The sequence below is a fragment of the Streptomyces sp. NPDC059850 genome (assembly GCF_042731515.1).
Taxonomy (GTDB): Bacteria; Actinomycetota; Actinomycetes; order Streptomycetales; family Streptomycetaceae; genus Streptomyces.
This window is the reverse complement of the sequence record NZ_JBHWJI010000060.1, coordinates 46397-57092: the sequence shown is the minus strand read 5'-3', so window position 1 is coordinate 57092 and position 10696 is coordinate 46397. Positions and strand designations below refer to the sequence as shown.

Annotated in this window: 13 protein-coding genes; 5 read left to right on the top strand and 8 right to left on the bottom strand. The window is 69.8% G+C overall.

The genetic code is table 11. The features are described from left to right. Positions 1 to 455: 455 nt before the first annotated feature. On the bottom strand, positions 456 to 1118 hold the full coding sequence (locus ACFV9T_RS35050) for a DNA-3-methyladenine glycosylase (RefSeq protein ID WP_385446559.1): 663 nt from the start codon (positions 1116 to 1118) through the stop codon (positions 456 to 458). Between the two features lie 175 nt (positions 1119 to 1293). On the opposite strand from ACFV9T_RS35050, the gene ACFV9T_RS35045 reads away from it, so the two are divergent. Beyond that, positions 1294 to 2076: a sporulation protein gene (locus ACFV9T_RS35045; RefSeq protein WP_385446558.1), complete on the top strand. Its 783-nt coding sequence runs from the start codon at positions 1294 to 1296 to the stop codon at positions 2074 to 2076. A 71-nt stretch (positions 2077 to 2147) separates the two neighbouring features. Here the strand turns inward: ACFV9T_RS35045 and ACFV9T_RS35040 are convergent, their stop codons facing one another. Then, the gene (locus ACFV9T_RS35040) at positions 2148 to 2483 is read right to left on the bottom strand and encodes a barstar family protein (protein WP_385446557.1); all 336 of its coding nucleotides are present in this window, start codon (positions 2481 to 2483) and stop codon (positions 2148 to 2150) included. A gap of 87 nt (positions 2484 to 2570) precedes the next feature. Between ACFV9T_RS35040 and ACFV9T_RS35035 the strand changes: the two genes are divergently transcribed. Next, the gene (locus ACFV9T_RS35035; protein ID WP_385446556.1) at positions 2571 to 3110 is read left to right on the top strand and encodes a YbhB/YbcL family Raf kinase inhibitor-like protein; all 540 of its coding nucleotides are present in this window, start codon (positions 2571 to 2573) and stop codon (positions 3108 to 3110) included. 106 nt (positions 3111 to 3216) lie between these two features. Further along, entirely contained in the window at positions 3217 to 3720 is a 504-nt protein-coding gene (locus tag ACFV9T_RS35030) for an HNH endonuclease (RefSeq protein WP_385446561.1), read from the top strand. Between the two features lie 72 nt (positions 3721 to 3792). Here the strand turns inward: ACFV9T_RS35030 and ACFV9T_RS35025 are convergent, their stop codons facing one another. From ACFV9T_RS35025 to ACFV9T_RS35015, 3 genes are all read right to left on the bottom strand, one after another. Further along, on the bottom strand, positions 3793 to 4761 hold the full coding sequence (locus tag ACFV9T_RS35025; RefSeq protein ID WP_385446555.1) for an SPFH domain-containing protein: 969 nt from the start codon (positions 4759 to 4761) through the stop codon (positions 3793 to 3795). Positions 4762 to 4898: 137 nt separating this feature from the next. Next, a complete protein-coding gene (locus ACFV9T_RS35020; RefSeq protein WP_385446554.1) occupies positions 4899 to 5324 on the bottom strand; it encodes an NfeD family protein in 426 nt (141 codons plus the stop codon). Positions 5325 to 5430: 106 nt separating this feature from the next. Continuing rightward, on the bottom strand, positions 5431 to 6222 hold the full coding sequence (locus ACFV9T_RS35015) for an ABC transporter ATP-binding protein (RefSeq protein ID WP_385446553.1): 792 nt from the start codon (positions 6220 to 6222) through the stop codon (positions 5431 to 5433). Between the two features lie 110 nt (positions 6223 to 6332). On the opposite strand from ACFV9T_RS35015, the gene ACFV9T_RS35010 reads away from it, so the two are divergent. After that, the gene (locus tag ACFV9T_RS35010; protein WP_385446552.1) at positions 6333 to 7136 is read left to right on the top strand and encodes a hypothetical protein; all 804 of its coding nucleotides are present in this window, start codon (positions 6333 to 6335) and stop codon (positions 7134 to 7136) included. Positions 7137 to 7237: 101 nt separating this feature from the next. On the opposite strand, the gene ACFV9T_RS35005 is transcribed toward ACFV9T_RS35010, so the two are convergent. The 3 genes from ACFV9T_RS35005 to ACFV9T_RS34995 all read right to left on the bottom strand — a co-directional run bounded on the left by ACFV9T_RS35005 (position 7238) and on the right by ACFV9T_RS34995 (position 9410). Continuing rightward, positions 7238 to 7465 carry a chaplin gene (locus ACFV9T_RS35005; protein ID WP_385446551.1) on the bottom strand — a complete coding sequence of 76 codons (228 nt, stop codon included), beginning with the start codon at positions 7463 to 7465 and terminating at the stop codon, positions 7238 to 7240. Positions 7466 to 7603: 138 nt separating this feature from the next. Next, on the bottom strand, positions 7604 to 8260 hold the full coding sequence (locus ACFV9T_RS35000) for a response regulator (RefSeq protein WP_385446550.1): 657 nt from the start codon (positions 8258 to 8260) through the stop codon (positions 7604 to 7606). Beyond that, complete coding sequence (locus tag ACFV9T_RS34995) at positions 8253 to 9410, bottom strand: GAF domain-containing sensor histidine kinase (RefSeq protein WP_385446549.1); 1158 nt, start codon at positions 9408 to 9410, stop codon at positions 8253 to 8255. The genes ACFV9T_RS35000 and ACFV9T_RS34995 overlap by 8 nt, the downstream gene beginning before the upstream one ends. Before the next feature lie 447 nt (positions 9411 to 9857). On the opposite strand from ACFV9T_RS34995, the gene ACFV9T_RS34990 reads away from it, so the two are divergent. Then, positions 9858 to 10595 (top strand): lytic transglycosylase, encoded by a 738-nt coding sequence (locus ACFV9T_RS34990; protein WP_385446548.1) that lies wholly within the window; start codon positions 9858 to 9860, stop codon positions 10593 to 10595. The last annotated feature ends 101 nt before the right edge of the window (positions 10596 to 10696 follow it).

Here is a 10696-nt window from a genome sequence, read left to right as displayed (position 1 = left end):
TAGTGACCGAGTAGACGGGGTATCAACATATCTGGCGTTGACTTTTAGCACGCTGTTGAGTTCTCAAGGAACGATCGCTTCCTTTGAAACCGTATCACCGGTTTCTCCGGGCTTTCCTTCCGGGCCTTTCAGCCTTTCGGCTTTCCGGCCTTTCGTGTTTCCAACCTTACCAGATCCGTTTTCCGTTCCGTTTCCGGTCCGAATTCCGTTTCCGGCCCCCTGTTGGAGCGGGGTGTTTCGCGCCTTGCGGCGTGTCCACCACTTTAGCGAATTTCCCGCTCAGCTCCTAATCGGAGCCCCAGGGCTTGATTTCGCGCAGCGAAATAGGACCCTGTTCGGGAAGTGTCAGTAGTGGTTGGCCACCTGGGGCTGCTGGGACCCGACCTGCTGGTCGCGCCGACAGCGCTGCCCGTCTCAAGCGGCTCGGGCTACGTTAGGCCCCCGGCTGACCGGAGTCAAGTTCCGACCTGACGGCGCGTCGGACCACGGCGCTTCGGGGTGTGCGCCCGGTACGGGCTGACCGAGGGATCGCCGTCGATCCAGAACCGCCACGGGTGGGTGGCGCCCTCGCCGCCGACTCCCGTGCGGGGTCCGCTGAGCACCTGCTCGGGCGGGACGGGGTGGCCCGTGAGTATCCGCAGCGGGGCCTCGGGGCCCGCGCACACGTCGCTGCCGTCCAGCCTGCGGTCGACACCCAGTGCCGTGGCGAGCCGGGCGGGGCCCTTGGCCAGTTCATGGTCGTTGCGCGCCTTCGGCCGGCGCTCATGGGCGTGCTCGTGTCCGTACAGCACTGCCCCCGCGCGCAGCAGTACCCCGCTCGGGGAGCCCTCGGGTCCGCAGACCAGGTTGAGGCAATGCCACATGCCGTAGGTGAAGTAGACATACGCGTGACCCGGGGGGCCGAACATCACGGCGTTGCGCTCGGTGCGGCCCCGGTAGGCGTGCGAGCCGGGGTCGGCCGGGCCCGCGTACGCCTCGACCTCGGTCAGGCGCAGGGCGACCGGGCCGTCCGGGGTGCGGCGCACGAGGGTGCGGCCGAGCAGGTCCGGCGCGACTTCCAGGACCGGGCGGTCGAAGAAGGCACGGGCCAGCGGCGCGCGGTCGGGTTCATCGGTCACGTCGGCTCCGTCAGCTCCCTCAGCTCCGTCGGTCACGCGGTCCGAGCGTAGTGGAACCGATAGGTACCGGTGGTTGGAGCCGGGCCCGCCGCGCTGCGAGGGTATGACCTGCGGGAACCGCCGGTGGCTGTTCCGCGTATCTACTGTTCAACAGTGCGTCCTTGAGAGGAAGAACATGGGCTTCAAGAAGCTGCTCGCGAGTTTGGGTGCCGGTGGCGCCTCGGTGGAGACGGTGCTGACCGAGGAGAACGTCGTCCCGGGTGGCGTCGTGCAGGGCGAGGTCCGGATCCAGGGGGGCTCTGTCGCGCAGCAGATCGAGGGGCTCGCCGTCGGCCTTCAAGCGCGGGTCGAGGTGGAGCAGAACGACCAGGAGACCAAGCAGGACATCGAGTTCACCCGGCAGCAGCTGGGCGGCGCCTTCGAGGTGCAGGCCGGTGCGGTGCACGCGGTGCAGTTCGGTCTGGAGATCCCCTGGGAGACGCCGGTCACGACGTTCCTGGGCCGTCATCTGACCGGGATGAACGTGGGGGTGACGACGGAGCTGGCGATCGCGCGCGCGGTGGACTCGGGCGACCTGGACCCGGTCAATGTGCATCCCCTCCCCGCCCAGCAGGCGATCCTGGACGCGTTCGGTTCGCTCGGTTTCCGGTTCAAGAACGCCGACTTGGAGAAGGGGCACATCCGCGGGACGCGCCAGCGGCTGCCCTTCTACCAGGAGATCGAGTTCCACGCGCCGCAGCAGTACCGGGGGCTCAACCAGGTGGAGCTGTCCTTCGTCGCGGACGACCGCGAGATGGACGTCGTCCTGGAGATGGACAAGAAGCCGGGGCTGTTCAGCTCGGGCAGCGACTCGTACCGGTCCTTCACGGTCGGCCTGGACTCGTACCAGGAGACGGACTGGGCCGCGTACCTGAACCAGTGGCTCGCCGAGGTCGGCGGCAAGCGCAACTGGTTGTGAGCCCTGGCGGATTCCGCCACCACGATTCCCCGCGGGGCGTGCACCGGATGTTCCGGTGTGCGCCCCGCGCGCTATGCGTCGTCCGGGCCGTCGTCGTACCAGATGGTCAGCGGTGTGCCCCGGGCCGACCAGTACGTCACGGCGTCGCTGAGGATGTCCGCCGCGATCGCCGCGGCTTCGGGTGCCGCGTCGCGGAACGCCTCCCAGCCCCGGACCCGCAGCAGATAGCCGCTGGGCTCGGCGCCCTCGCCCCACCAGGAGAGGTCGGTGAGGCAGTCGGCGAGCGCGTCCCAGTTGTGCCCGTACCAGTCGGGGAAGCGCAGATCCCGGGCGCAGCGCTCAAGGAAGCCGTCCTTGTCGGCCACACCATCGAGGTGCAGCGGGAGGACGGGGGTCGGGCCGGTCATGGGCGCCATGGTGCCAGCCCGCGGCGGCCGGGTCTCGTTAGGCTGGCCGGACAGCTGATCAACCGCGATCATCAGGAGGTTTTCGACGTGTCCGACCAGAACCGGCGTCCGCTCCCCCATGACTTCCATCCGCCGGTGCCGTCGTTCGCCGTGGTGAGCGACGATGTGGCGGCGGGCGGCACGCTGCCGTCCGCCCAGGTGTACGCGGAGGGGAACACCTCGCCGCAGCTGCGCTGGGAGGGTTTCCCGGAGGGGACGAAGAGCTTCGCCGTCACCTGCTACGACCCGGACGCGCCGACCGGCAGCGGGTTCTGGCACTGGGTGCTGTTCGACATTCCGGCGACCGTCACGGAGCTGCCGACCGCCGCGGGCACCGGTGGCTTCGCGGGGCTTCCCGAGGGGGCCGTGCACGCCCGTAACGACTTCGGCACCCGGGACTTCGGCGGGGCCGCGCCGCCGCCCGGGGACGGTCCGCACCGCTATGTGTTCACGGTGTACGCGGTGGACACCGAGAAGCTGGGACCGGACGCGGACGCGTCGCCCGCGGTCGTCGGCTTCAACCTGCGGTTCCACACGCTGGGCCGCGCCCACCTGATCGGCGAGTACGAGGTGCCCGCGGCGGGCTGACCTGCCGCGAAATTGCGTTGTCCTCGGCCATCCTCCCGGCCAGAGTTGATCCCGGCCCGCCCGTCATGGAGCGGCGGGCGTGGCCGGGACGCGGGAGGTGGTCGGGATGCGCGAGACGCTGGTTCTGAACGCGAGCTTCGAGCCGCTGTCGACGGTGACGCTGCGGCGTGCGGTGGTGCTGGTCCTCCAGGAGAAGGCCGTCGTCGAACGCGCCCATCCCGGGCTGCGGGTGCGCGCCGCGGAGGTCGATCTGCCGGTGCCGAGGGTGATCCGGCTGTGCCGTTACGTACGGGTGCCATTCCGAAGACGGGCTCCGTGGTCGCGGCGCGGGGTGCTGGTGCGGGATCAGCACCGGTGCGCGTACTGCGGGCGGCGGGCGACGACCGTGGACCATGTGGTGCCGAGGTCGCGCGGGGGCGGGGACACCTGGCTGAACACCGTCGCGTCGTGTGCGGAGGACAACCACCGCAAGGCCGACCGGACTCCGGAGCAGGCGGGGATGCGGCTGCTCAACCCGCCGTTCGAGCCGACGCCTTCGGACGCGCTGCTGCTGGCGCTGGGGGCGACGGAGCGGGAGGGCCTGCCGGAGTGGCTGGCGCTGCCCGCCTGAGCCCGTAGGCCGCCAGGACGGCCGAAGGGCCGGTACCCGTCGCGGGTACCGGCCCTTCAGGCATGCGGCGTGTCAGTCGATCCTCGGCTGCTCGCGGCGCGGGGCGGCCTCCTTGCCGGTGCCCGACGGGGCGGCCGGGGCGGCGCCGCCGCCGTTCCCGCCGGTCAACGGGCCGAAGTTGCCCATGGCCCCGCCGAGGCCCTTGAGGGCGTCGCCGATCTCGCTGGGCACGATCCAGAGCTTGTTGGCGTCGCCCTCGGCGATCTTCGGCAGCATCTGGAGGTACTGGTAGGAGAGCAGCTTCTGGTCCGGGTCTCCGGCGTGGATGGACTCGAAGACCGTACGGATCGCCTGGGCCTCGCCCTCGGCGCGCAGCGCGGCGGCCTTGGACTCACCCTCGGCCCGCAGGATCGCGGACTGCTTCTCACCCTCGGCGCGCAGGATCTCGGACTGCCGGACACCTTCGGCCTGGAGGATCGCGGCGCGCTTGTCACGGTCGGCGCGCATCTGCTTCTCCATCGAGTCCTGGATGGAGGTCGGCGGCTCGATGGCCTTCAGCTCGACGCGGTTGACGCGGATGCCCCACTTGCCGGTGGCCTCGTCGAGGACGCCGCGCAGCGCCGCGTTGATCTCCTCACGGGAGGTCAGGGTGCGCTCCAGGTCCATGCCGCCGATGATGTTCCGCAGGGTGGTGACGGTCAGCTGCTCGATCGCCTGGATGTAGCTGGCGACCTCGTAGGTCGCGGCGCGGGCGTCGGTCACCTGGTAGTAGATGACGGTGTCGATGTTCACCACGAGGTTGTCCTGGGTGATCACCGGCTGCGGGGGGAACGGGACGACCTGTTCCCGGAGATCGACGCGGTTGCGGATCGAGTCGATGAACGGGACGACGATGTTGAGGCCCGCGTTGAGGGTGCGCGTGTAGCGGCCGAAGCGTTCCACGATGGCGGCACTGGCCTGCGGGATGACCTGGATCGTCTTGATCAGTGCGATGAAGACGAGCACCACCAGGATGATCAGGACGATGATGATCGGTTCCACAGCGGCTCCCCGTGCCCTTCATGCGTGCTTCTGGATGATCGGGATGATCAAGTCCGGTCTTGTGGGTGGAGTCTGTCAGATCGACGGCCGACTCCGCAGCTGAGCGGGGTGGCGCTCAGCTCTTGGTACTACGACGTCTACATGACGACGGCGGTGGCGCCGTCGATCTCGACGACATCGACCTGCTGGCCCGGTTCATAGGCCTGGCCGGGGTCGAGCGACCGGGCGGACCAGATCTCACCGGCCAGCTTGATGCGGCCGTCGCCGCTGTCGTCGACGCGCTCGAGGACGACGGCCTGCCGTCCTTTCAGCGCCTCCACGCCGCTGCGCAGCCCTGGTTGCTGGCGGCGGCTGCGGACCGCCATCGGCCGGACGACGGCGACCAGTGCCACCGAGACGGCGCAGAAGACGATGACCTGGAGCACGACGCCGCCGCCGAGCGCGTCAGTGATCGCACCGGCTACCGCGCCGACCGCGACCATCCCGAATTCGGGCATCGCGGTCAGCACGAGCGGAATGCCCAGTCCTACGGCGGCGATCAGCCACCACACCCACGGATCCACAAGGTCATGGTAGTTCTCATGGTCCGTCTGGGAACAGGGCGCGATGCGGGGCGCGCAGGACATGCGCCGTGTTCGGGGCGGGGGTTCAGGCCATCGGGGATCGGTTTCAGGTCAGCGGCAGGCCCTGGGCGGTCCACCGGTCGCCGTTGCGCTCGACGAGCAGCGGGAGCCCGAAGCAGCGCGAGAGGTTACGGGAGGTCAGCTCCATGTCGATGGGCCCGGCGGTGAGCACCTTGCCCTGACGGATCATCAGGACGTGGGTGAAGCCCGGGGGGATTTCCTCGACGTGATGTGTCACCATGATCATCGACGGCGCGTACGGGTCGCGGGCGAGCCGTCCGAGGCGCCGTACGAGGTCCTCGCGGCCGCCGAGGTCGAGCCCGGCCGCCGGCTCGTCGAGGAGCAGCAGTTCGGGGTCGATCATCATCGCGCGGGCGATGAGGGTGCGCTTGCGCTCTCCCTCGGAGAGGGTGCCGAACTTGCGGTCGAGGTACTCGTTCATGCCGAGGCGGTCCAGGAACGCCCGGGCCCGGGTCTCGTCGACCGCGTCGTAGTTCTCCTGCCAGTGCGCGGTCATGCCGTACGCGGCGGTGAGCACGGTCTGCAGGACGGTCTGGCTGCGCGGCAGCTTGTCGGCCATGGCGATGCCCGCCATGCCGATGCGCGGGCGCAGCTCGAAGACGTCCACCGCGCCGAGCTGCTCGCCGAGGATCCGGGCGGACCCGGCGCTCGGGTAGAGGTAGCTCGACGCGAGGTTGAGCAGGGTGGTCTTCCCGGCACCGTTGGGGCCGAGGATCACCCAGCGCTCGCCTTCTTTGATTGACCAGGAGACGTCGTCCACCAGAGCCCGACCGTCGCGGACCACGGATACGTCCACCAGCTCCAGAACCTCGCTCATGAGCGCGTTGTCTCCCATTGCAGTCTCGAGTGTCGCGTGCGCCTGTGGGCGCAGCCCCCAGAGGAAAACCTACGCCACGCGTTGTCGGTGGCAGTCCTTAGGCTGGTTCCATGCTCGATGAACCACGTTCAGGGCGCCTCGCAGCCTGGGGAAATGCCCTTCTCGCCGGACTTGTCTCACCGGACGAGGCCGCGCACCGGATCGCCGGGGAGGACGCGTCGCACCGGGTGGCGGCGCTGCCCGGCGAGTCCGGGCCGGTCGGACTGACGCTGGCGCTGGGGCGGCTGAGAGCGCTCGGGGCCAAGGGGCTGCGGGTGGCGCTGCCGATAGCGGGGCATCCGCTGGGGCTGAGCGGGCCGCCGGAGTTCAACGAGAAGGCGCTCGACGCGGGCGAGGCGGCGCTGGCCACGGGGGTGGCGCTGGGTCTGGTGCCCGAGGTGTCGGCGGTCGGGCCCGAGGGCGATCAGCACATCGAGGTGGTGTGGCGCTGTCTGCCGGTGCGGGAGGCGCCGCCCGCCGATGTGCCGTCGCTCGGCGAGGCCGAGCGGGAGCTGGCCGAGGCGCTGCGGGAGGCGACCGAGGTGCTGTCCCGGCTGAATGTGGCCGGGGCGGGCCCTGCCGCCCAGGCGGCGCTGGAGGCGTACCGGGCGCGGTCCGAGCGGGGGCGCGAGGTGCTGGCGCCGGGCTATCCGCCGCGGGCGCTGCGGGTGCTGGAGCTGGCGCAGCGGGTGGGCGCGCTGGTCGACATCGCGTACGCGCCGGGCGGGGACGGCAAGGATCACGGCGGGGCGGTGAGCGCGTCGGAGATCGGGGCCCGGGCGGAGGCGCTGCGGCCGGTGGAGCGCACGGCGCGGCGGGCGCAGGTGGCGGCGTACAACGCGTATGTGGAGGAGCTGGAGCGGGGCGGCTCCTGACGCCCTGGGCCGGAAGCACCCCGGCGGCATGGGGCCGGCCCCGCAGGCGATGCCTCCGGGGCCGGTCCGTGCTGAGCGGTATATCTGGCCCGAGGAGGGGCTCAGCAGAAGGCGGGGTTCATCGTCCCGATAGCGGAAATGGTGTTGCCGCAGACGCCGACCGGCACATGGACGGGCACCTGGGCGTTGTTGCCCGACGCGACGCCCGGGGACATGGTGGCCCGGCCGTCAGCCATGGGGCCGTCCTGGGCGGAAGCGACACCCGCACCGGCGACGGCGAGACCGCCGGCCGCGATGGTGATGGCAGCGATCCTCTTGATGTTCTTCACTTCTCAAGACCCTTCGTCCATAACGCGTCGCTGCGGCGAAGCACCGCAGTACGCCCTGAAGAACGGCGCCGGGACGGGCGGAGTTGCGCTGTTCGGGTGACATACACACGTTGGTGTGATTGCACGGAGAAACGCTGTTCATGCCCCGATTCCATGGCGTACCGCCCAGAGTGCGGCCTGAGTGCGGTCGGCGAGGTCCAGCTTCATAAGAATGTTGGACACATGTGTCTTTACGGTTTTTTCGGACAGTACGAGCGCGCGGGCGATCTCCCGGTTGGACCGGCCGTCCGCGATCAGCCCGAGCACTTCCCGCTCCCGCTCGGTGAGGGAACCCCCGCGCCCCTGGCCGCCGCCCGCCTCGTCCTGGGAGAGCAGCGCGTCGGCCACCTCGGGCTGGAGCACCACATGTCCGGCGTGGACGGACCGTATGGCGCTCGCGAGGGCGTCGGGGTCCACGTCCTTGTAGACGTACCCGGCCGCTCCCGCGCGCAGGGCGGGGACCACAGTGCGCTTCTCGGTGAAACTCGTCACGACCAGCACCCGGGCCGGGTTGCCGAGGTCACGCAGCTTGCGCAGCGCCTCGATGCCGTCGATGCCGGGCATCTTGACGTCCATCAGGACGACGTCGGGGCACAGCTCCTCGGCCCGGGCGATGCCCTCCTCGCCGTCCGAGGCCTCGCCGACCACCGCTATGTCGTCCTGCACCTCCAGGAAGGTCCGCAGGCCGCGCCGCACCACCTGGTGGTCGTCGACGAGCAGCACCCTGACCGCCACTCCGTCCCCTCGCTCAGCCACCGGGCACCTCCATCTCGATCACCGTTCCCTTTCCGGGCGCCGACTCCACGGTCAGCCCGCCGCCTACGCCGCTCGCCCGGTCGCGCATCGACACCAGCCCCAGGTGCCGTCCCGCCTGGCGCACCGCCGAGGGGTCGAAGCCGCGGCCGTCGTCGCTCACCCGCAGCAGGGCGCCCTGGCCGTGCCGGGCGAGGGTGACGCCGACCTGGCCCGCTTCGGCGTGGCGCAGCGCGTTGTGCAGGGCCTCCTGGGCCACCCGCAGCAGCGCCTCCTCCTGGGCGGCGGGCAGCGCCCGTACGCCGCGCGCCTCGAAGGTGACCCGGGCGGTGTGGGCCCGGTCCAGGACCTGGACCTGGGTACGCAGGGTCGCGACCAGGCCGTCCTCGTCGAGCGCGGCGGGGCGCAGCTCCACGACGGCGGAGCGCAGCTCGTCGGCGGCCTCGGCGGCGAGGGCCCCCACCTGCTGCAGCTCCTCCTTGGCACGGGCCGGGTCGCGGTCCACGAGCGCGGCGGCGGCCTGGGCGGTCAGCCGCAGCGAGAAGAGCTTCTGGGCGACGGCGTCGTGCAGCTCATGGGCGAGCCGGGCGCGCTCCCCCGCGATGGTCAGCTCGCGGCTGCGCTCGTAGAGCCGGGCGTTGGTGAGGGCGATGGCGGCGTGCTGGGCGAGGATGCCCAGCAGCTCCTCGTCCTCGGTGGTGAAGCCGCAGCCGCCGTCCGGCTTCGCGCAGCGCTTGTTGGCCAGGAAGAGCGCGCCGAGGACTTCGTCGCCGTCCGCGATAGGGAGTCCAATAAAGTCGGACATGTCCGGATGCGCGGTGGGCCAGCCCTCGAAGCGCGGATCCTGGCGGACATCGGCCAGCCGCTGCGGGGTGGCGTCATGGAGCATCGCGGCGAGGATCCCGTGCTGGCGCGGCAGCGGCCCGATGGCCTTCCACTGCTCGTCACTGACGCCATCTACTACGAACTGGGCGAAACCCCCGTGGTCGTCCGGAACCCCCAGCGCCGAGTATTCCGCGTCAAGCAGCTCACGGGCGGACACAACGATGGTCTTTAGGACATCCCGGACTTCCAGATGTCTGCTCATCGCGAGGAGCGCACTGCTCACCCAGGCCAGGCCCGCCCCGGCTCCACCACCCGGTCCTTTGGTCATGCGCTTCACCGTACCGGCGCCGCCGAGCAGTGCGTATAGGCCTTTCAGCAGCACTTCGTTGCGACCTGAGACCTAGGACGGGGGATGCGGCGATGGCGCTCGAAGGGGCCGTTACAAGGCCCGGAAATTCAGCCACACTCCGCATTTGCGCAGGCACACCTCGCAATATTAAAGACTCTGCAATGTGACGCCTAACACAGGATCCATGTCACTTACGAAGTCAGTTAGTTGATGTTTTTACCCGGCATGAGCGGGGACAACGCCCGCCCGCATGGGCAGCGAAGACCTACTTACCCACTAAGCAGCATCGTATGTCACACCTTTGCCACAGCATTTTGCGACCGCTAAGAATTTCCTCCAGTCGCACGGCGCCGTAGATCCAGAAACGGCGCACAAGGCGCCGATTTGGCCTGCGACACATAGCGATTGGAAGAGGTCTACTCCGCCATGCCCCTCCCCAGCATCTCTGGCTACAACCGCCTGAACAAGAAGACCAAGTACTCCGCCGCCGGTATCGCCGCGGTCGGCGCTGCCGCCCTGGCCGCCACCCTCGTCCCCGGTGGCAACGCCGACGCCACCTCGAAGGCCCAGGACCTTCCGGCGAAGCCGGTCGCCTTCACCTCGCAGAAGGTCGACAGCAAGGCCCAGCAGGAGGTTCTGCTCAAGCAGGCGACCCTTGCCAGTAAGCAGGCGCAGGCCGAGGCCGCGCAGAAGAAGGCCGCGGAAGCCGCCGCGGAGAAGGCCGCCGCGCAGACGGCCGCCAAGAAGGCCGCGGCGGCCAAGGCCGCCAAGGAGCGCGCCGCGGCGGAGGCCGCGAGCCGTGCCGCCGCGCGCGCCAAGCTGGCCGCCGCCAAGAAGACCTACCCGAACAACCTTGACGGCTGGATCCGGGAATCCCTCGACATCATGAAGAAGAAGGGCATTCCGGGCACCTACAACGGCATCCACAAGAACGTCATCCGGGAGTCCGGCGGTAACCCGCGGGCCATCAACAACTGGGACATCAACGCCCAGAACGGTGTCCCCTCGAAGGGTCTGCTCCAGGTCATCCTGCCGACCTTCCAGACGTACCACGTCGAGGGCACGCCCTTCGACCAGTACGACCCGGTCGCCAACATCGTCGCCGCGTGCAACTACGCGGCCGACCGGTACGGCTCCATCGACAACGTCAACGGCCCGTACTAAGCCCGGCGTCCACACGCCGAAGGGCGGCGGCACCCCCTGTGTGCGAGGGGTGCCGCCGCCCTTCGGGCGCTTCGTTCCGGGGCCTTCCGCCCCTTGCGCCT

Excerpts from the sequence above, each read along its gene's own strand:
- ACFV9T_RS35010 (WP_385446552.1), top strand. The coding sequence starts at position 6,333 with ATGCTCGATGAACCACGTTCAGGGCGCCTCGCAGCCTGGGGAAATGCC.
- ACFV9T_RS35030 (WP_385446561.1), top strand. The coding sequence starts at position 3,217 with ATGCGCGAGACGCTGGTTCTGAACGCGAGCTTCGAGCCGCTGTCGACG.
- ACFV9T_RS35040 (WP_385446557.1), bottom strand. The coding sequence starts at position 2,483 with ATGACCGGCCCGACCCCCGTCCTCCCGCTGCACCTCGATGGTGTGGCC.
- ACFV9T_RS34995 (WP_385446549.1), bottom strand. The coding sequence starts at position 9,410 with ATGACCAAAGGACCGGGTGGTGGAGCCGGGGCGGGCCTGGCCTGGGTG.
- ACFV9T_RS35015 (WP_385446553.1), bottom strand. The coding sequence starts at position 6,222 with ATGAGCGAGGTTCTGGAGCTGGTGGACGTATCCGTGGTCCGCGACGGT.
- ACFV9T_RS34990 (WP_385446548.1), top strand. The coding sequence starts at position 9,858 with ATGCCCCTCCCCAGCATCTCTGGCTACAACCGCCTGAACAAGAAGACC.
- ACFV9T_RS35045 (WP_385446558.1), top strand. The coding sequence starts at position 1,294 with ATGGGCTTCAAGAAGCTGCTCGCGAGTTTGGGTGCCGGTGGCGCCTCG.